The 20,269-nt window shown below is 72.4% G+C and carries 16 protein-coding genes; 4 read left to right on the plus strand and 12 right to left on the minus strand.

Annotated features, from left to right (window positions below):
• Window positions 1–591 (plus strand): DUF742 domain-containing protein, encoded by a 591-nt coding sequence (locus K7396_RS10765; protein ID WP_088800238.1) that lies wholly within the window; start codon window positions 1–3, stop codon window positions 589–591.
• Window positions 572–1,150 (plus strand): GTP-binding protein, encoded by a 579-nt coding sequence (locus K7396_RS10770; RefSeq protein WP_073447656.1) that lies wholly within the window; start codon window positions 572–574, stop codon window positions 1,148–1,150. The genes K7396_RS10765 and K7396_RS10770 overlap by 20 nt, the downstream gene beginning before the upstream one ends.
• Window positions 1,151–1,296: 146 nt before the next feature.
• On the opposite strand, the gene K7396_RS10775 is transcribed toward K7396_RS10770, so the two are convergent.
• The 4 genes from K7396_RS10775 to K7396_RS10790 form a co-directional block, all read right to left on the minus strand.
• Window positions 1,297–1,953 carry a DUF4360 domain-containing protein gene (locus K7396_RS10775; RefSeq protein WP_086716792.1) on the minus strand — a complete coding sequence of 219 codons (657 nt, stop codon included), beginning with the start codon at window positions 1,951–1,953 and terminating at the stop codon, window positions 1,297–1,299.
• Between the two features lie 929 nt (window positions 1,954–2,882).
• Window positions 2,883–3,089 carry an acyl-CoA carboxylase epsilon subunit gene (locus K7396_RS10780; protein ID WP_152104869.1) on the minus strand — a complete coding sequence of 69 codons (207 nt, stop codon included), beginning with the start codon at window positions 3,087–3,089 and terminating at the stop codon, window positions 2,883–2,885.
• 56 nt (window positions 3,090–3,145) lie between these two features.
• On the minus strand, window positions 3,146–4,729 hold the full coding sequence (locus K7396_RS10785; RefSeq protein WP_152104854.1) for an acyl-CoA carboxylase subunit beta: 1,584 nt from the start codon (window positions 4,727–4,729) through the stop codon (window positions 3,146–3,148).
• A 219-nt stretch (window positions 4,730–4,948) separates the two neighbouring features.
• The gene (locus tag K7396_RS10790; protein WP_086718753.1) at window positions 4,949–7,360 is read right to left on the minus strand and encodes a polysaccharide lyase 8 family protein; all 2,412 of its coding nucleotides are present in this window, start codon (window positions 7,358–7,360) and stop codon (window positions 4,949–4,951) included.
• A 243-nt stretch (window positions 7,361–7,603) separates the two neighbouring features.
• Here K7396_RS10790 and K7396_RS10795 point away from each other — a divergent pair, with 243 nt between their 5' ends.
• The gene (locus tag K7396_RS10795) at window positions 7,604–8,239 is read left to right on the plus strand and encodes a YceI family protein (protein ID WP_086718752.1); all 636 of its coding nucleotides are present in this window, start codon (window positions 7,604–7,606) and stop codon (window positions 8,237–8,239) included.
• 88 nt (window positions 8,240–8,327) lie between these two features.
• Here the strand turns inward: K7396_RS10795 and cimA are convergent, their stop codons facing one another.
• From cimA to ureA, 6 genes are all read right to left on the minus strand, one after another.
• The gene (gene cimA, locus K7396_RS10800; RefSeq protein ID WP_086718751.1) at window positions 8,328–9,962 is read right to left on the minus strand and encodes a citramalate synthase; all 1,635 of its coding nucleotides are present in this window, start codon (window positions 9,960–9,962) and stop codon (window positions 8,328–8,330) included.
• Window positions 9,963–10,244: 282 nt separating this feature from the next.
• On the minus strand, window positions 10,245–11,564 hold the full coding sequence (locus K7396_RS10805; protein ID WP_086718750.1) for an MFS transporter: 1,320 nt from the start codon (window positions 11,562–11,564) through the stop codon (window positions 10,245–10,247).
• A 144-nt stretch (window positions 11,565–11,708) separates the two neighbouring features.
• Window positions 11,709–12,317, minus strand: coding sequence for a TetR/AcrR family transcriptional regulator (locus K7396_RS10810; protein WP_086718749.1), 609 nt, complete (start codon window positions 12,315–12,317; stop codon window positions 11,709–11,711).
• Window positions 12,318–12,352: 35 nt separating this feature from the next.
• Window positions 12,353–13,393 carry an agmatine deiminase family protein gene (locus K7396_RS10815; RefSeq protein ID WP_086718748.1) on the minus strand — a complete coding sequence of 347 codons (1,041 nt, stop codon included), beginning with the start codon at window positions 13,391–13,393 and terminating at the stop codon, window positions 12,353–12,355.
• A gap of 119 nt (window positions 13,394–13,512) precedes the next feature.
• Window positions 13,513–15,207: an urease subunit alpha gene (locus K7396_RS10820; RefSeq protein ID WP_086718747.1), complete on the minus strand. Its 1,695-nt coding sequence runs from the start codon at window positions 15,205–15,207 to the stop codon at window positions 13,513–13,515.
• Window positions 15,204–15,908: an urease subunit gamma gene (ureA, locus tag K7396_RS10825; protein WP_086718746.1), complete on the minus strand. Its 705-nt coding sequence runs from the start codon at window positions 15,906–15,908 to the stop codon at window positions 15,204–15,206. The genes K7396_RS10820 and ureA overlap by 4 nt, the downstream gene beginning before the upstream one ends.
• Window positions 15,909–16,152: 244 nt before the next feature.
• On the opposite strand from ureA, the gene K7396_RS10830 reads away from it, so the two are divergent.
• On the plus strand, window positions 16,153–17,610 hold the full coding sequence (locus tag K7396_RS10830; RefSeq protein WP_086718745.1) for a cytosine permease: 1,458 nt from the start codon (window positions 16,153–16,155) through the stop codon (window positions 17,608–17,610).
• A gap of 97 nt (window positions 17,611–17,707) precedes the next feature.
• Here K7396_RS10830 and K7396_RS10835 read toward each other — a convergent pair whose 3' ends face one another.
• On the minus strand, window positions 17,708–18,796 hold the full coding sequence (locus K7396_RS10835) for a branched-chain amino acid aminotransferase (RefSeq protein ID WP_086718744.1): 1,089 nt from the start codon (window positions 18,794–18,796) through the stop codon (window positions 17,708–17,710).
• A gap of 359 nt (window positions 18,797–19,155) precedes the next feature.
• Window positions 19,156–20,196: a 3-isopropylmalate dehydrogenase gene (locus tag K7396_RS10840; RefSeq protein ID WP_086718743.1), complete on the minus strand. Its 1,041-nt coding sequence runs from the start codon at window positions 20,194–20,196 to the stop codon at window positions 19,156–19,158.
• Between the last annotated feature and the right edge of the window lie 73 nt (window positions 20,197–20,269).

Raw genomic sequence — 20,269 nt, forward strand, 5'->3', positions numbered from 1 at the left:
GTGGCAACGCCCCCGAGCGGATACCCGTATGGTTCCGGACAGCAGTCCGGGCCTGTGGGCGAGACCCATAACAACCGCTTCAACTTCCCGTCTGCGCCGAGCCGCCGGCCGCAGCGGCCCCCGCAGCAGCAGCCCCGGCCGTACGACTCCCAGCCGTACGAGCCGTCGGTGTACGACCAGCCGCAGGCACCGCGCATCCAGCCGGTGCAGCCGCAGCGCCGCGCTCCCGAGCCCTCCCCCACGGGCTCGAACAACCCGCTGGTGCGCCCGTACGCCATGACCGGAGGCCGGACCAGGCCGCGCTACCAGCTCGCCATCGAGGCGCTGGTCAGCACGACCGCCGACCCCGCGAAGATGCAGGGCCAGCTGCCGGAGCACCAGCGCATCTGCCACCTCTGCCGTGAGATCAAGTCAGTAGCCGAGATCTCCGCGCTTCTCTCCATCCCCCTCGGCGTCGCCCGGATCCTCGTCGCCGACCTGGCGGAGGCCGGACTCGTCGCCATCCATCAGCCCGGCGGGGACGAGACCGCCGGCGGACAGCCAGATGTGACACTGCTCGAAAGGGTGCTCAGTGGACTTCGCAAGCTCTAGCGGTGCAGCCCGCTCCACCACCTCCGCGAAAATCGTGGTGGCGGGCGGCTTCGGCGTGGGCAAGACCACGTTCGTCGGGGCCGTCTCAGAGATCAATCCGCTGCGTACCGAAGCCGTGATGACTTCCGCTTCGGCGGGGATCGACGACCTCACGCACGCGCCGGACAAGACGACCACGACCGTGGCGATGGACTTCGGCCGGATCACGCTGGACCAGGACCTGATCCTGTACCTCTTCGGTACGCCGGGCCAGGACCGCTTCTGGTTCATGTGGGACGACCTGGTCCGCGGCGCCATCGGCGCCGTGGTGCTGGTCGACACCCGCCGGCTCGCCGACTGCTTCCCCGCGGTCGACTACTTCGAGAACAGCGGCCTGCCGTTCGTCATCGCCCTCAACGGCTTCGACGGCCACCAGCCGTACACGCCCGACGAGGTGCGCGAGGCGCTCCAGATCGGTCCCGACGCGCCGATCATCACCACCGACGCACGGCACCGCAGCGAGGCCAAGAGCGCGCTCATCACGCTCGTGGAGCACGCCCTGATGGCGCGGCTGCGCTAGCACGGCCCACGGACGCGTCCGGGCCCCCTGCCCGCACGCCCCGTAACGACGAAAGGCCCCCACACCACTGCGGTGCGGGGGCCTTCGTCGTGCCCGGCCCGGGGCCCGTACGCGCGCCGGTACGGGCCCCGGGCCGTGCGCCCGGCTCACTTGCGCGCGGGGCACTCCTTCCACGCGAAGTGGTAGACCGTGTTGATGCTGCCGTCCGTGGAGTCCATGGCCATGTAGCTGGTGGCCTTCGGGTCCGCCGACTTGGCGTCCACCCTCATCTCGGTGTTGATGTTGAAGTAGCGCTCCTCGCCGCAGGGGGCGTACACCAGCGCGTCGACGTCGGTCTCGTCCGAGGTCTGCCAGTTGGAGTCGTAGGGGCCGGTGAAGGTGTGGCTCTTACGGGCCGTCTGCTGCTGGCCCTGGAAGTAGTAGCCCGCCTGCTCCAGCCCTCGGGCGCCCCGGGCCAGGGAGGCGTAGCCGCGGTAGTCGGCGCGGGCGATGGCGTAGGTGAAGCCCTGTGGGACGTGCACGTTGAGCGCGATCTGGCAGTTCTTGCGGGCGTCGGTCGGCTTGCTGCCGGCGCCGGCCTGGGCGAGGTACTCGCTGTACGTGACGGTGAACGCGGTGTTGTCGGGGGCGATGGCGACGGCGGCGCTGCCGGGTCTGCAGCCCGATCCGTTGACCGTGGCGACGGTAATGGTGATCTTTCCGCTCGGCGGGTCGTCGCCGAAGCGGGTGGCGGTGGTGGGGGATGCCGATCCGGCGAGGAGCAACGATGCCACTGCGGCACCAGCACTGAGCGTGCTGAGCATGGGCTTTCCTTCCGGTCGTCCTAGGCCCGCACTGCGGGAACACCAGGAGTGGATGACGAGCGCATGCCAACACGGAGAGGGCGGCTTGCACAGCTCCGCTCCCCAGGATTGGGGCGAACCTACGCCTTGATCCGGACGCCACATGCCAAACCGGAACACCACGTCCGAAAACCGATGAGCCCTCATATCCCGCTGGTTCAGGCGCTTTCGGGCGGTAAATCCCTCATGTGGCCATGGGTTGACGCGCGTTGCGGGTGGCTGGCGCCGGGCACGGGGTCGCTTCGCGGTGTGGACCTGGTGCGAGTTCCGTGTGGCTGGGGCCGTTGCGCCTACGCGCCGTGGGTCGGGGGTCGGAGGGGACGCCCGGTACCCCTCCCCCAGCCTTCGGCCGGGAGGTGCCCCCACGGCGCGGGCGCATCTGGTACGTGCAGAAGTCGACCCGGCGTTCGCTCCGGTCCTGCGGGCGGGGCACCGGACATCCCCTCCGACCACCGCGCGTCGGCGGCCGTCCCGCCGTACCGATCCCTGTCACGGCTCCGAGACGGCCCCTTGGCGCCGACGCGTGGTCGGTGAGGGACGGTGCCACCGGGCCGCAGTCGGCAACGGGCGTAGGTCGGAGGGGATGTACCGGGGCCCGCCCGCAGGACCGGAGCGAACGCCGGGGCAACCAATTCCACGTAGCAGATGCGCCCGCGCCGAGGACGGGTGCCGGTGCGTCCCCTCCGGCCCCGCGGCACTCACGAACTCCGCACGGCGCCAACCCCCACGCACGCAAGCGACCGAACTGAGGCCGGCACAACGCCGCCCCAAAGGGGCGCGGGGAACTGCGCGCCCAGCCACAACCGGCCCGCAGGCAAAGAACACCGGCGCCCAGAACCCGAACGAGGGGCCCGCAAAGCGGGCCCCTCGTCGGCGGAATCAGCGAAGCGTCACCGCTGCCAGCTGGTCGCCCCGTGGAACCCGCTCTGCCGCTCCAGGCGGCGCCAGCGGGCGGCGGTGGCGTGGGGCCGGGCCGGGGCGGCCGTCGGACGGTGCGCGGCGCGGGCCAGGAGGACGGCGGTCAGGGCGGCGAGCTCTTCCTCGCTGGCCTGGCCCTTCTCCACGCGGATGGAGTCGGTGCGGTGGGCAGTGTTCACGGTGTCGGTCTCCGTCGTCGCGGTGGGCGTGATGCCGGGTGCGGATGCGGGGGTGGTCACTGGGGCGGGTTGCCGTGCTTGCGGGCGGGCAGGTCCGCGTGCTTGGTGCGCAGCATCTCCAGGGCGCGGATGAGCGTGTGACGCGTTTCGGCCGGGTCGATGACGTCGTCGACCAGGCCGCGCTCGGCCGCGTAGTAGGGGTGCATCAGCTCGGACTTGTACTCCTTGACCATGCGCACCCGCATGGCCTCGGCGTCGTCCGCCTCGGCGATCTGCTTGCGGAAGATGACGTTGGCGGCGCCCTCGGCGCCCATGACGGCGATCTCGTTGGTGGGCCAGGCGTAGGTCAGGTCCGCGCCGATGGACTGGGAGTCCATGACGATGTACGCGCCGCCGTAGGCCTTGCGCAGGACCAGCGAGATCCGCGGCACGGTGGCGTTGCAGTACGCGTAGAGCAGCTTGGCGCCGTGCCGGATGATGCCGCCGTGCTCCTGGTCGACGCCGGGCAGGAAGCCGGGGACGTCCAGCAGGGTGACGATCGGGATGTTGAAGGCGTCGCACATCTGGACGAAGCGGGCGGCCTTCTCGGACGCCTCGATGTCCAGCACGCCGGCCAGCGACTGCGGCTGGTTGGCGATGATGCCGACGACGCGGCCGTCGAGCCGGGACAGCGCGCAGATGATGTTGGTCGCCCAGCGCTCGTGGACCTCCAGGAACTCGCCGTCGTCGACGATCTCCTCAATGACCTTGCGCATGTCGTACGGGCGGTTGCCGTCGGCCGGGACGAGGTCCAGCAGGGCGTCGCCGGAGCGGTCCGCGGGGTCCTCGCAGGGCACCGACGGCGGGTTCTCCCGGTTGTTCGCCGGCAGCAGCGAGAGGAGGTAGCGGACCTCTTCGAGGCAGGTGGCCTCGTCGTCGTACGCGAAGTGGGCCACGCCCGAGGTCTCGGCGTGCACGTCGGCGCCGCCGAGGCCGTTCTGGGTGATCTCCTCGCCGGTCACCGCGCGCACCACGTCGGGGCCGGTGATGAACATCTGCGAGGTCTCGCGGACCATGAAGACGAAGTCCGTCAGGGCCGGGGAGTACGCGGCGCCGCCGGCGCAGGGGCCGAGCATGACGGAGATCTGCGGGATGACGCCGGAGGCCTTGGTGTTGCGCTGGAAGATGCCGCCGTAGCCGGCGAGCGCGGAGACGCCCTCCTGGATACGGGCGCCGGCGCCGTCGTTCAGCGACACCAGCGGCGCACCGGCCTGGATCGCCATGTCCATGATCTTGTGGATCTTGGTGGCGTGAGCCTCGCCCAGCGCGCCGCCGAAGATCCGGAAATCGTGGGCGTAGGTGAACACGGTCCGGCCGTGCACGGTGCCCCAGCCGGTGATCACGCCGTCGGTGTAGGGCTTCTTGGCCTCCAGGCCGAAGCCCGTCGCCCGGTGCCGCCGCAGCGGCTCGACCTCGTTGAACGAACCCTCGTCCAGCAGCAGCTCGATCCGCTCGCGCGCCGTCAGCTTGCCCTTGGCACGCTGCGCTTCGGTCGCCCGCTCGCTGGGTCCTCGCCGGACCTGCTCGCGGATGGCGTGCAGCTCGGCGACGCGCCCGCGGGCGTCGTTGGCGCCGGCGGGCAGATCTTCGACAGTGGTCATGTATCGACGGTACGTGCGCGGGGCGTCCCGCACCGATGTCGGTTTCGTACAACGTCGCATGCGATTTGGTGGGCAGGCAGTACAGAACCGTGCTGCACGGGCCCCGCGTCGCGGCGCCCGTTCGGGTGGCGGCGGCGCCCGGCGTCTGTATGGGGCCGACAAAGAGGAGCCGAGCGGTGTTGTCGTGACCGGTGGCCCGGCGGGGCCGCCGGGGGCCGGTCAGCCCGGCCGCACCGTGCAGGTGTGGGTGGCGCAGTCGGTGCCGGGGGTCAGCCGCAGCCGCAGGGCGCGGCCGGTGGCCAGCACCTCGATCGCCGGGTCGTGGGCGAGCACCGTGCGCACCGGCCGTGACCAGGTGATCTCCAGCGGTTCGCCGGTGCGCTCGGGGGCGGCGAGGCACAGCCGCACCGTCGGCCGCCGCCGTCCGCGGTGCTCCCTGACCAGCACGCTCACCGGGCCGCTGCTGGTGAGCGGTCCCGCGCTGCCCGCCCGCCAGAAGTTGGCGGCCGTTACGCCGAGCGGGTCGACGGCGACCGCCTGGCAGCCGGCGTCGTTGGCGAGCACGGCCGGCCGGCGCCGGTCGGCGGCGCGGGCGGCGAGGGTGCGGGGGCCGGCGCCCGGCATGAGGAGGTAGCAGTAGCGGGCGTCGACCGGGTCGGTGCCGTGGTCGTGCCAGAGGGTGACGTAGCGGCGGGTGAAAGGCTCGGTGGTGGACGTCGTGTTGATGTCGTGCCAGGAGCCGGTGCGGGCCTCGCGCCGCACGGTCAGGGGCGCGCCGCCGGGGAAGACGTAGCCGCCGTGCCCGGCGAGGTGGACCCAGTGGGCGCGGCGGAAGGTGGTGGTCACGCCGAGCGTGCCGGGCATGCGTACGCCGTCGACGGTGAGCGCGGCGGTGTCCCGCTCGCCCAGCCGGCGGTTGTCGACGACGGTCTCGGCCGGGACCCCGTCGCGCGCGGTGATGCCGGCGCCCAGGCAGACGAGGCAGTCGTCGAGCGCGAACCAGGACTTCCTGGCGGTGAGGGTGGAGGCCAGTCCGCGCAGGTCCTGGCCGAGGGCGGCGTACTCCCCGTCGGTGGTGCCGCCGACCCAGCGCGCGGCGGGCTTGGGCTCACCCCAGCCGCCTCCCTCGTTGTCGGCCAGCCGCTTGGTGGACACGGTCGTGCCGGGGAGCCGGTAGGGGTCGACGGTGGGCCAGAAGGCGTCGGTGTACTGATCGCCGCCGAAGTCGGCGCCCCACCAATAGACCATGCCGGCGCCGGTGTGCCAGCCGCGCGGGTTCTCGCCGTTGCCGTTCTCGTAGTACGTGATGCGGTCGGAGGCCATGGCCAGGCCGGCGGCCCAGCCGGGGCGGCGGTGGACGGCGCGGTCCATGGCGGGGAACAGCCGGTGGCCGACGGGTTCGGGGGCGGTGGCGGCGGGGCCGTCGGCGATCGCCCTGAGCCGGGCGAGGTCGGCGACCGTGTACTGCCGGTCGGTGAGGACCGGCAGGGTGCGGTCGCGGGCGGCCCAGCCCTTGATCATGGCGTGCCAGCGGTCCCGTTCGGCGGTGCTCGCGGCGCGGGCGAGCACCGCGATCGCGGCGATCAGCGCATGGCCGTGGTAGTGGTCGCTGCGCAGGATGTGCCGTTCGTCGCCGCGGAGGTAGCCGCGGCTGACGGCCCGTCCGTTGACGCTGTCCATCATCAGGCCGTTGTGCAGCAGCGGGGCGTAGGCGTGCTCGACGCTGTCGAGGACGGTCTGCCGCGCCGGGTCGGTGACCTGCCAGGGCGAGCCGCCGAGCAGGGTGAACAGCCGGCCCAGGCCGTCCAGCAGGACGTAGCCGTAGGTGCCGGAGTAGGCGACCCAGGTGTGCTGGACGAAGGAGCCGTCGGCGTAGAGGCCGTCGCCGTGGGTGACGTGGGGGAAGACCGGCGAGAGGGCGTCGCGGGCCAGGGCGATCTTGGCGGGGGCGCGGCCGAGGATGCCGCGCAGGGCGACCACCCGGCACAGGTCGACGCGGTTGGCGCCGGTACTGGTCCCGGCGTAGTCGCCGAGCATGGTGTCGGGGACGAAGTGGTCGACGGCGGCCAGGCAGCGCTCGCGCAGGCCGTCGTCGAGGCCGCCGGGCAGCCGGTCGTCGAGGATCGCGAGGGTGTCGAGGAGGAGCCGGGGGCTGCCGATCTGCCACTCCCACCAGTTGCCGTAGCGGGTGGTGGCAGTGTGGAAGACGGTGGCTTCGAGGTGGTCGAGCCCCGTGCGGACGGCCTCGGCGAGGCCGGGGTCGCCGGTGCGGCCGGTGCCGGGCTGGGCGCAGGCCTGCGCCATGGTGGCGAGCCGGCCGTAGCTCCGGGTGATCCCGGCCGGCGGGTCGTAGCGGCAGTCCGGCCAGAGGGACCCGGCGGCCGGCCGCATGCCCGCCCGGAAGGCGCCGGCCAGGTCGCCGGTCTCCTTCAGGGCGGCGGCGTACGGCGGGGCGGCGGGGTCGAAGCCGCTGCCGAGGGTGAGCTCGCACCAGCGGCCGCGCAGGGCGGTGAACACGTCCCCGGGAGGAAGCGCGGAGGCGGGGCGGGCGGTGAGGCCGAGCGCGCTCGCGGTGGCGGTGGCGAGGAAGCCTCGGCGTGACCAGACGGACGTGGCGGGGAAAGGCGGCACGGTCGGTCCTCTCCATGGCGTCAACTGAGGTGTGGCGCTGCGCACTTGGGAGTTCCCGATGGTCTAGCACGAGCCGCCGCGGGGCGGCAATGACCGCGCCGTGCCGCCGCCTCGCCACCCGCTCGGCGGAGCCCGTTCGGGAAGAGAGGTTGAATGTTGAACCAGATGCGGTTACGGTGAATCTCGTTGAACCTTAAACCAAACCTGCGCACCCGTCCGGTGCGCCGTCCTCGAGGAGGAGCCATGGCTCTGTTCCACCGCAAGCGCACCGCCGACACCGGCGACACCACCGCCCCCGCCACCGCTGCCGTCCTCGACGCCGACCCCGCCCTCGCGGCGCTGACCGGCGACTACACCATCGACCCCGCCCACAGCAGCATCGGCTTCACGGTCCGGCACGCCATGGTCACCAACGTCCGCGGCACGTTCGGGGACTACGAGGGCACCCTCCACCTCGACGGCGCCGACCCGTCCCGCTCCACCGCGTCCCTCGACGTCGAGATCGCCGGCATCGACACCGGGATCGCGGACCGCGACGGCCACCTGCGCAGCGCCGACTTCTTCGACGCCGAGACCTTTCCGCTGATGACCTTCCGCAGCACCGCCGCCGAGCGCGTCGCCGGCGACCGCTACCGCATCACCGGGGACCTGACCCTCCGCGACGTCACCAAGCCGCTCACCATCGACCTGGAGTTCCACGGCGCGGCCACCGACGTCTACGGCGCCGAGCGGGTCGGCTTCGAGGGCAGCGCCGAGATCCTGCGCTCCGACTGGGGCCTGACCTGGAACGCCGCGCTGGAGGCCGGCGGGGTGATGGTCGGCGACAAGGTCAAGCTCCTCTTCGACATCTCCGCCGTCAAGGCCGCCCCGCGGTCCTGACCCCGCATGCCCCGCCGCACGACCGCGGCCCCGCACGCCTCTCCCCAGAGGGCCGTGCGGGGCCGCGGTCGTGCCGCTGCCGCGACGCTCACTCCTGCGGCTCGACCCCGGCCCGCAGCAGCCCGTAGGCGTACGCGTCGTCCAGTGCCTGCCAGGAGGCGGCGATGACGTTCTCCGCGACGCCGACCGTGGACCACTCGCCCCGGCCGTCGCTGGTGGAGACCAGGACCCGGGTGATGGAGCCGGTGCCCAGGGCGCCCTCCAGGATGCGGACCTTGTAGTCCACCAGCTCCATATGGGCCAGCTGCGGGTAGATCCGCTCCAGGCCGACCCGCAGCGCCCGGTCCAGCGCGTTGACCGGGCCGTTGCCCTCGGCGGTGGTGACGATCCGCTCGCCCTTGGCCCACAGTTTCACGGTCGCCTCGTTGGCGTGCGTGCCGTCCGGGCGGTCCTCGACGATCGCCCGCCAGGACTCGACCGTGAAGTAGCGGCGCGGGCGGCCCCCCTCCACCCGCTGCAGCTCCTCACGCAGCAGCAGTTCGAACGAGGCGTCGGCGGCCTCGTAGGTGTAGCCCGCCAGTTCGCGTTCCTTGACGCGGTCGACGACCCGGCCGATCAGCTCGCGGTCCTCGCCGAGGTCGACGCCGAGTTCCTTGCCCTTGAGCTCGATGGACGCGCGGCCCGCCATGTCGGAGACCAGCATCCGCATGGTGTTGCCGACCTGTGCCGGGTCGATGTGCTGGTAGAGGTCCGGGTCGACCTTGATCGCGGAGGCGTGCAGGCCGGCCTTGTGGGCGAAGGCGGAGACACCGACGTACGGCTGGTGGGTGGAGGGGGTGAGGTTGACGACCTCGGCGATGGCGTGCGAGATCCGGGTGGTCTCGGCGAGCTTGCCCTCGGGCAGCACCGGGCGCCCGTACTTCAGCTCCAGGGCGGCGACGACCGGGAAGAGGTTGGAGTTGCCGACCCGCTCGCCGTAGCCGTTGGCGGTGCACTGGACGTGGGTGGCGCCCGCGTCCACCGCGGCCAGGGTGTTGGCGACCGCGCAGCCGGTGTCGTCCTGGGCGTGGATGCCCAGGCGCGCGCCGGTGTCCGCGAGGACGGTCCGGACGACGGCGGTGACCTGCGCCGGCAGCATGCCGCCGTTGGTGTCGCAGAGCACCACGACGTCGGCGCCGGCCTCGCTCGCGGTGCGGACGACCGCCTTGGCGTAGACCGGGTCCAGGGCGTAGCCGTCGAAGAAGTGCTCGCAGTCGAGGAAGACCCGGCGGCCGTGGGCACGCAGGTGGGCGACGGTGTCCCGGACCATCGCGAGGTTCTCCTCGGGCGTGGTCCGCAGCGCCAGCTCCACATGGCCGGTGTGGGACTTGGCGACCAGCGTGATGACCGGCGCCTGGGAGTCGAGGAGCGCGGCGACCTGCGGATCGTCCTCGACCCGCACGCCCGCCTTGCGGGTGGCGCCGAAGGCGACCAGCTGCGCGTGCCGGAAGTCGATCTCCGCGCGGGCCCGTTCGAAGAACTCGGTGTCCCGCGGGTTGGCGCCGGGCCAGCCGCCCTCGATGAAGCCCACGCCGAACTCGTCGAGGTGCCGGGCGATGGTCAGCTTGTCGGCGACGGTGAGGTTGATGCCCTCGCGCTGCGCGCCGTCGCGGAGCGTGGTGTCGAAGACGTGGAAGTCGTCGGACACCGCGTCGGCCGGGTGGGCTTGGGGTGCGTCCGTCATGCTGGTCTGGCTCCTGTCGGGATCTCGGTCTACCGGAATAACCGGTTCCACCGTCCCTCCATGGTCCCTCGCGCTCCGCCTCCGGCGAGAGGTGGGCCGGAAACGAAAAAACCCCTCGCGGGTGCGAGAGGTCTGCGCGCGGGTCTGGGACGACGGTGGCCACGCCGTACTCGGTTCGTACGGGGCGGTCACTGCGGACCGGCGCGCCTGCTGCCAATAATCATGGCGAACGAGAGCACGGGGGCAGTCTGGCACACGACCACCGCCCGTGCCCGTACCGTCTCAGGATGCGAGCACGCGTGCCTCGCCGCCCTCGCCCGCGTCCTGCTTGCCGACCCGGTGCAGGTCGATGGACCGGGTCTCGCGCATCGTGACGTAGACGACCAGCGAGACCGCGGCGCAGCCGGCGACGTACCAGTAGTAGCCGGACTCGATGCCGCCGTCCTTGAACCACAGGGCGACGTACTCCGCGGTGCCGCCGAACAGCGCGTTGGCGATGGCGTACGGCAGGGCGACGCCCAGCGCCCGGATGCCGGTCGGGAAGAGCTCGGCCTTCACGCAGGCGTTGATCGAGGTGTAGCCGGTGACGACGACCAGCGCCAGCAGCGAGAGCCCGAGGGCCGGCCAGAAGCTGCCGGCGTGCTGGAGCAGCGTCATGATCGGCACGGTCAGAAAGGTCGAGCCGACCGCGAAGGTGATCAGCAGCGGACGGCGGCCGATCCGGTCGGAGAGCTTGCCCGCCAGCGGCTGCAGGCACATGAAGAGGAACAGCGCGCAGAAGCTGACCAGCGAGGCGGTCGGCTTGGGAAGTCCGGCGCTGCCCGAGAGGTACTTGGTGAGGTAGGTGGTGTACGTGTAGTACGCGACCGTGCCGCCCATGGTGAGCGCGATGACCAGGAACGCCTCGCGCCTGTGGGCCAGCAGCGCCTTGAGGGTGCCGCGGGCGGGGTCGGCGTGGGCGCCCTCGTCCTCGGCGTAGACCTCGGTCTCCAGCATGTTGCGGCGCAGGTAGAAGACGATCGCGGCGCCCAGCGCGCCGATGATGAACGGGATCCGCCAGGCCCAGCTGTGCAGCGCGTCCTCGGACAGCGTCCGCTGGAGCACGATCTGCAGGCCGAGGCCGAGCAGCTGGCCCGCGGTCATCGACACGTACTGGAAGCTGGAGGCGAAGCCGCGCTGTCCGGGCGCGGAGGCCTCGGTGAGGTAGGTGGCGCTGGCCGCGTACTCCCCGCCGACCGAGAGCCCCTGGAGCATCCGGGCGAGGAGCAGCACGGCCACTCCGCCGTACCCCGCGACCGCGTAGGTGGGCGCGACGGCGATCAGGATCGCCGAGGCGGACATCAGCGTGACGGTCAGCGTCAGCGCGGCCTTGCGGCCCCTGCGGTCACCGACCCGGCCGAGCACCCAGCCGCCCACCGGCCGCATGAAGAAGCCCACGGCGAAGATGCCCATGGTGTTCATGAGGTTCGCGGTGTCGTTCCCCTTCGGGAAGAACGAATCCGCGAAGTAGACCGCGAAGCTGGCGTACACGAACCAGTCGAACCACTCGACCATGTTGCCGGCCGAGCCGACCCAGATCTTCTTCCATTGCTCTCGTCCCATAGCCGCTCACGGTCGCGGACCGGCGGTTCTTCGGCAAGAGCGTGGTCGGCAACGATCGCAGGTACTTGCGTGCGTTGTGGTCACGGGCCGGCGGCCGGTGCGCCGGGGCCGGGCGGTCGGTCGGGCGGTCCTGCGATGGGCCGGTCAGGCGGTCAGCGACTCGTCCAGGAACTCCCGTATGTGGTCGCGTGCCTGCTCCCGGTCGGTGCCCGGCAGGCCGACGACGAGGTGGGTGCCGAAGCCGTCGAGGAGGGCGCGGGCGCGGGTGGCGAAGCGTTCGGCGTCCACGGGGCGGAACTCGCCCTTGGAGATGCCTTCGACGAGGAGCGCCACCAGGTCGCGGTGCCAGGCGAGTTCGAGGTCGAGCTGGCGCTCGCGGGTCTCGTCGTCGGCGCTCTGGGAGCGGTTCCACACCTCCAGCCACAGCGTCCAGCGCGGGTCGCGGTGGCCTTCGGGGAGGTAGAGGTCGACCAGGGCGTCCAGCCGTTCGCGGGCGGGGACGCGGCGGGAGAGGGCGGCCCGGCGCTCGGTGCCGAGCTGCTCCTCGCTCCACTGGAGGGTCTGCAGCAGCAGCTCGTCCTTCGTACCGAAGTAGTACAGGATGTGGCCGCTGCTCATGCCGACCTCGCGGCCCAGGCCGGCCATGGTCAGCCGGTCCAGGCCCTCCGCGGCGATGGTCGCCATCGCCGCGGCGAGGACCTGCTCACGGGGCTGGCTGAGCCGGCGCCGGGGGCGGCGCACGGGACCGGGCACGGGGACCTCCGGGTCGGCTGGACGGGGCCTGCGGGTCAGGCCATGGGCTGCTGCTGGGTGATGCAGTGGATGCCGCCACCCGCTGCGAAGATCGTACGGGCGTCGACCAGGGTCACCGTCCGCCCGGGGAAGAGCCGGCGGAAGATCGCCGCCGCCTCCTCGTCCCGGGGGTCGTCGAAACCGCACAGCACCACGCCATCGTTGCAGAGGTAGTGGTTGATGTAGGAGTAGTCGACCAGCTCGCCGTCCTCCTCGACGACGGTCGGCGCGGGTACCTCGACGACCTCCAGCCGCCGGCCCCTGGCGTCGGTCGAGGCCCGCAGCAGCTTGGCGGTCTCGGCGCCGATCGCGTGGTCGGGGTGGCCGGGGTCGGGCTGGGTGTGGACGAGCACGGTGCCGGGGCGGGCGAAGGCGGCGACGATGTCGACATGGCCGCGGGTGCCGAACTGCCCGTAGTCGGCGGTGAGGCCGCGCGGCAGCCAGATCGCCTTGGTGGTGCCGAGGTGGGCGTGGATCTCGGCCTCGACGTCCGCCTGTGTACGGCCGGGGTTGCGGCCCGGGTCGAGCTGGACGGTCTCGGTGAGCAGGACCGTCCCCTCGCCGTCGACGTGGATGCCGCCGCCCTCGTTGACCAGGCCGGTGGCGTAGCGGCGGGCGCCGGACAGCCGGCAGACCTGCTCGGCGATCTTCTCGTCGAGGTCCCAGCGGGCCCACTCCTGGGCGCCCCAGCCGTTGAACACCCAGTCGGCCGCGGCGAGACGGCCCCTGCCGTCGGTGAGGAAGGTGGGGCCGATGTCGCGCATCCAGGCGTCGTTCAGCGGGCGCTCGACGAGGTCGATGTCCGCGCCGAGGAGCGCGCGGGCGCCCTCCGACTGGCCCGGTCCCGCGACGACGGTGACCGGCTCGAAGCGGCGCACCGCGCGCGCGACCGCGGCCCAGGCGCGGCGGGCCGCGGCCAGCGTCTCGCCGCCCTCCTCGCCGAACGTGAAGTTGGGTCCTGGCCAGGCCATCCAGGTGCGCTCGTGACGGGCCCACTCCGGGGGCATGCGGAAGCCGTCGGCGGCAGGGGTGCTCATGGGGGTCCTCACGGTTCGCGGTGACGGTCGGTGTCACGGGTCGGTGGCGGTGTGGCGGCCGGCCGGCGCGGTGGACCGCCGCGCCGGCCGCGGTGCTCGGGCCGGGCCGGGCCGGGCTGTTACAGGAAGTACAGGCGCGAGAGCGAGACGGTGTCGGCCGGCGCCGAGCGCATCGGGTCGCCGTCGAGGGTGACCAGGCCGCTGTGCCCGTCCACCTGCACCTGCCCGATACGGGAGTTGTGGACGAGGTCGCCGGGGCCGATGCCGCGGGTGCCGCGGACGGCGACCCGGCGGCGGCGGGTGGGCAGGTGGTCACCGCCCTGTTCGGCCGCGGCGCGGGCGACGAAGGCGACGGAGATCTCGGCGGGGGTCGCCCCGTGCGCGCCGAACTGCGGGCCGAGCACCAGGGGTTCGCAGGTGTCGGTGGCGGCGTTGGGGTCGCCGGTGACGCCGTAGGCGGGGAAGCCGGACTTCAGCACCAGTTGCGGCTTGGCGCCGAAGTACTGCGGCTTCCACAGCACGATGTCGGCCATCTTGCCGACCTCGATGGACCCGATCTCGTGCGAAAGGCCGTGCGCGATGGCGGGGTTGAGGGTCAGCTTGGCGACGTAGCGCAGCACGCGGGCGTTGTCGTCGTGCGGGCCGTCACCCTCCAGCGGGCCGAGTTCGGCCTTCATCTTGCCCGCCATCGCGAAGGTGCGGCGGACGGTCTCGCCCGCGCGGCCCATGCCCTGGGCGTCGGAGGAGGTGATGCCGATCGCCCCGAGGTCGTGCAGCACGTCCTCGGCGCCCATCGTGCCCGCCCGGATGCGGTCGCGGGCCATCGCGGCGTCGCCCGGCAGATCGGTCTTCAGGTCGTGGACCGAGACGATCATTCCGTAGTGCTCGGCGACCGCGTCCCGCCCGAAGGGGAGGGTGGGGTTGGTGGAGGAGCCGATGACGTTGGGGACGCCGGCCATCTTCAGGACGTTGGGGACGTGGCCGCCGCCGCAGCCCTCGATGTGGAAGGCGTGGATGGTCCGGCCGTCCAGCACCCGCAGGGTGTCCTCGACGGTGAGGCATTCGTTGAGGCCGTCGCTGTGCAGCGCGACCTGGACGTCGTGGTCCTCGGCGACCCGCAGCGCGGTGTCCAGGGCGCGGGCGTGCGCGCCCATGTCCTCGTGCACCTTGAAGCCGCAGGCGCCGCCCTCGGCGAGCGCCTCGACGAGCGGGGCGTCGCCGGAGGAGGAACCGCGGCCCAGGAAGCCGATGTTGACCGGCCAGGCGTCGAACGCGCCGAAGGCGTGCCCCAGCGCCCAGGGGGAGTTGACGCCGACGCCCCAGACCGGCCCGAACTCCTGGCCGATGATCGTGGTCACGCCGGAGGCCAGCGAGGCCTCCATGACGCGGGGCGAGAGCAGATGGACATGGGTGTCGACGGCGCCCGCGGTGGCGATCATGCCCTCGCCGGAGACGATCGAGGTGCCGGTGCCGACGACGACATCGACGCCGTCGAGGGTGTCGGGGTTGCCGGCCCGCCCTATGGCGTGGATCCGGCCCTCGCGGATGCCGATCGAGACCTTGCGGATGCCCTGGACGGCGTCGATGACCAGCACATTGCTGATCACCACGTCGCAGGTCTCGCGGACCGCGGCGGCCTTGAGGTGCAGCCCGTCCCTGGCGGTCTTGCCGAAGCCCGCGAGGAACTCGTCGCCGGGCCGCTGGGAGTCGGACTCGACGCGGACGACGAGGCCCGAGTCGCCGAGGACGACCCGGTCGCCGGCCCGCGGGCCGTGCACCGACGCGTACTCGTGGGGGTCGATGGTCCCGGTCATGCCTGCTCCTCCGCTCCCAGGTAGCCGCAGGCGGCGGCCCGCCGCAGCGCTTCGGTCTTCGCGCCCGGTGCGTCCAGCGGGCCGTCCACCAGACCGGCGAAGCCGATCGCGATCCGGTCGCCGCCGATCGGGACCAGGCCCACCTCCTCGGCGCCTCCGGGGTCGAACCGCACCGACGAGCCGGCCGGGACGCACAGCCGCATGCCGTAGGCGGCGGCCCGGTCGAAGTCCAGCCGGGGATTGGCCTCGAAGAAGTGGAAGTGCGAGGTGACGCTGACCGGCACCGTCGCGGTGTTGCGCACGGTGAGACGGAGCGCGGGCACCGGCTCCGGGCCGGCCGGTCCGGGCAGCACCGCCCCGGGCGCGGGCGCCCGGTCGCTCCCGTCGGCCGGGGCGCCGGCGCCGATCGGGTCGGTGACCACCGCGAGCCGGGAGCCGTCGTCGAAGACGGCCTCCACATGCACCTCGGTGACGACATCGGCCACGCCCGGCAGCACATCGTCCGGGCCGAGCACGCCGCGTGCCGCCTCGATGGCCTGCGCGAGGCGGCGCCCGTCCCGCGCCGCCTCGCAGACCGTGTCCGCGATCAACGCGGTCGCCTCGGGCACGTTCAGCTTCAGTCCGCGGGCCCGGCGCGTCCGCGCCAGTTCGGCCGCGCCGAACAGCAGCAGCCGGTCGCGTTCCGTCGGGGTCAACCGCATCCCGTCACTCCTCCCGATCGATTAGAGCGACACTCTAACCACGGAAACCGCCAGGACGAAAGCATTGACCGAGAGCACAGGGATGAGCGACATTGAGCGCTGCTCTAAAAGACGCGGTGGCCAGAGCGCCGCTCTACATGATCTCGACAGCGTGAGCAGCGCGCGGCGCGCACCGCCCCCGTACGGAACCCGGCCCCCGGAGCGCTGCTCACCCACTGTTGTCCGGCCTCTCAGGGGAGCCCTCATGCCGATCGAACAACGCGGAGTCGACACCATCCCGGACGAGGAACGCACCAGCGGCCCTCGCGACCTGATCTCGATCCTGCTCGGGTCGAACCTCGCCCTCGGCGTGGTGATCTTCGGCTGGCTCCCGGTCTCCTTCGGGCTCGGCTTCTGGCCCTCGGTGACCTCCCTGGCGGCGGGCACCGTCGTGGGCACCCTGCTGACCGCCCCGCTCGCGCTGGTCTCGCTGCGCAGCGCCACCAACCTGTCCACCAGCAGCGGCGCCCACTTCGGCGTGCGCGGCCGGCTCATCGGCTCGGTCATCGGCCTGCTGCTGTCGCTGGGCTACACCGCGCTGACCCTGTGGGTCGGCGGCGACGCGGTCGTCGGCTGCCTGCACCGCCTGACCGGGCTGCCGGCGGGCGGCACGACCTACGCGCTGGTCTACGCCCTGCTGGCGGGCGCCACCGCGGTCGGCGCGGTCTACGGCTACCGGGTGCTGCTGCGGCTGAGCAAGGTGCTCGCCATCGGGCTGACCGTGCTGCTGGCCGTCGGCGTCGTCGCGTACGCGGGCACCTTCACCACCGCCGCGCCGCACGCCGGCGGCTATCTGCTCGGCGGCTTCTGGCAGACCTGGCTGCTGGCCGCGGTCTCCGCCGGGCTCAGCGGCCCCATCGCGTTCATCACCCTGCTCGGCGACTACAGCCGCTACATCTCCCCCCTCCGGCACAGCCCGCGCAAGGTCTTCGGCGCCACCTGCCTGGGCCTGGTGGCCGGGCTCCTGGTGCCGCAGCTCTTCGGCACGTTCACGGCGCTCGCCGTCGGCGCGGGCGAGGACTACGCGGGGCCGCTGGTGGCCGGCGCCCCGTTCTGGTACCTGGCGCCGCTGCTGCTCAACGCCTCGGCCGGCTCGGTCGGCAACTCCGGCCTGATGCTCTACAGCATGGGCCTCGACCTGGACGCGATCCTGCCGCGCGCCACCCGCGCCCAGGCCACCTACGTCGTCGCCGCGCTCTCGACCGCGCTGGTCTACGCCGGCCACTTCCTGTGGGCCGCCCAGGACGCGATGACCTCCTTCGTCCTGCTGATGACGGCCGTCGGCACCCCCTGGGCGGTGATCACCGTGATCGGCTTCGCCCGCTGCCGCGGCGTCTACGACCCGGAGTCCCTGCAGGTCTACAACCGCGGCACCCGTGGCGGCGTGTACTGGTACCGGGCGGGCTGGAACGTCCGGGCCACCACCGCCTGGGCACTGGGCTCGGCGGTCGGCCTGCTGGGGGTGGACACGCCCTTCTACCAGGGGCCGCTGCTCCCCGTGACCGGCGGTATCGACATCAGCTTCCTGCTCGCCGCGGCCGTGGGCGGCCTCGCCCACCTCGCCCTCTGCGCCCGGGACCCGCGCCCGGTCGCGGCGCTGCGCGCGGCGCCGCCCGCCGCCGGGGCCGCCGCCCCGGCGAAGGCCCCCGCGGAGGCCGGCTGAACCGGCCGGGACACGGCAGCGGCCGCCTCCGACGTCGTGTCGGGGCGGCCGCTGTCCGTCCGGGAGCGGCCTCCGGCCGGCTTCCGGGAAGCCCGGGTCAGCCCAGCGGGTGCATCCAGCCGTGCTTGTCCTCGGCGATGCCGCGCTGGACGTCGAGGAGCGCGTCCCGCAGCTTCAGCGTGACCTTGCCGGGCTCGCCGCCGGACTGGGTCCACTCGCCGCCCGCGCTCTTGACCGTGCCGACCGGGGTGATCACGGCGGCCGTGCCGCAGGCGAAGACCTCGGTGAGCGTGCCGTTCTCGGTGTCGGCCCGCCACTGGTCGATGGAGACCCGGGCCTCCTCCGACGTGTAGCCCAGGTCGCGGGCGACGGACAGCAGGGAGTCACGGGTGACGCCGGCGAGGAGCGAGCCGGTCAGCGTGGGGGTGACGATCTTGTCGCCGTACACGAAGTACAGGTTCATGCCGCCGAGCTCCTCGACCCACTTGTGCTCCACGGCGTCGAGGTAGGCGACCTGGTCACAGCCGTGCGCGGCGGCCTCCGCCTGCGCCAGCAGCGACGCGGCGTAGTTGCCGCCGGTCTTGGCGTCGCCCATGCCGCCGGGGACGGCGCGCACCCGGTTCTCGGACAGCCAGATGGAGACGGGCTTGACGCCGCCGGCGAAGTACGCGCCGGCGGGCGAGGCGATGACCACGAAGAGGTACTCGTTGGCGGGCTTCACGCCCAGGCCGACCTCGGTCGCGATCATGAAGGGGCGCAGGTAGAGCGACTCCTCGCCGCCGTGCGCCGGCACCCAGTCCTTGTCCTGCTGGACGAGCAGGTCACAGGCCTCGATGAAGGTCTCGACGGGCAGCTCCGGCATGGCCAGCCGGCGCGCGGAGGCCTGGAAGCGCCGGGCGTTGGCGTCGGGGCGGAACGTGGCGACGGAGCCGTCGGGCTGCCGGTAGGCCTTGAGGCCCTCGAAGATCTCCTGCGCGTAGTGCAGGACGTTGGTCGCCGGGTCGAGGGAGAGCGGCCCGTACGGCACCAGCTGCCCGTCGTGCCAGCCGCGGCCCTCGGTCCACTTGATCGTCACCATGTGGTCGGTGAAGTGGCGGCCGAAGCCGGGGGCGGCCAGGATCTTCTCCCGCTCCGCGTCGGAGAGCGGGTGCGAGGAGGGCTTGAGCTCGATCGTGGGCGTCGTCATGAATGCCTGTCCTTCACTGCGTGTTCCGATCCCTGCAGGTACCTCCCAGCGCGAGCTGGAGGAGCGTCACCGGCCCAGCCCTCCGGCCGGGGGTCAGGGGGGCGGCCCCCACCATGCGGCACCGGTGCGGTGTGTGCGGCGGCCGCGCACGACGACTTGAACGTACCGGTCGTTACTGGGACGTCCGAGTTTCCTCGCGGGCGGCCATGCCACGTCCGATTATCGCCCGCGAGTATCGGCCACCGGAAGCGAGGGGCCGCTCCGGCCCGATGACCGCCTGTCGGGGGCCGCCCACACGGACAGCGCCGGGCCCGTGACGGGCCCGGCGCTGTCCGTGATGCGGGTGTGCGCTGCGGGCCTCAGCCCGCTACGCGTGCGGCGAGGGCGTCGCCGATCTCGTCCGTGCTGCGCGGCGCGTCTCCCCGGGCTTCCAGGTCGGCGGCCACGGCCTCCTCGATGCGGGCGGCCTGCGGCGCGTAGCCGAGGTGGTTCAGCAGCAGGGCCACGGAGAGGATCGTCGCCGTGGGGTCGGCCTTGCCGGTGCCCGCGATGTCCGGTGCGGAGCCGTGCACGGGCTCGAACATCGAGGGGAACTCGCCGGTCGGGTTGATGTTCCCGGAGGCGGCCAGGCCGATGCCGCCGGTGACGGCCGCGGCGAGGTCGGTGAGGATGTCGCCGAAGAGGTTGTCGGTGACGATCACGTCGAACCGCTCGGGCTGGGTGACGAAGAAGATCGTCGCGGCGTCGACGTGCAGGTAGTCGGTGGTGACCTCGGGGTACTCCTGGCCGACCTTGTCGAAGATGTTCTTCCACATATGGCCCGCGTAGACCAGGACGTTGTTCTTGTGCACCAGCGTCAGCTTCTTGCGCGGGCGGGCGTTGGCCCGCTCGTAGGCGTCGCGGACCACGCGCTCGACGCCGTAGGCGGTGTTGAGGCTGACCTCGGTGGCGACCTCGGCGGGGGTGCCGGTGCGCAGGCTGCCGCCGTTGCCGGTGTACGGGCCCTCGGTGCCCTCACGGACGACCACGAAGTCGATGTCGGGGCGGCCGGCGAGCGGCGTGGCGGTGTTCGGGAAGAGCTTCGACGGGCGCAGGTTCACGAAGTGGTCGAAGGCGAAGCGGAGCTTGAGCAGCAGACCGCGCTCCAGTACCCCGGAGGGCACGGACGGGTCGCCGATCGCGCCGAGCAGGATCGCGTCGTGCCGCTTGAGCGACTCCAGCTCCTCGTCGGGCAGGGTCTCACCGGTCGCGTGCCATCGCCGGGCGCCGAGGTCGTACTCCTGGGTTTCCAGCTTGACGTCCTGCGGGAGGACCGCGGTCAGGACCTTCAGGCCCTGGGCCACGACTTCCTGGCCGATACCGTCACCGGGGATCACTGCGAGGCGAATGCTGCGAGACATGCTGCGGACCCTACTCTCCGTCCCATGGATTGACACGTAACGTCCGCCATACGGACAGTGGGGAGCCGGTCAG

The organism is Streptomyces angustmyceticus, assembly GCF_019933235.1.
GTDB lineage: Bacteria > Actinomycetota > Actinomycetes > Streptomycetales > Streptomycetaceae > Streptomyces > Streptomyces angustmyceticus.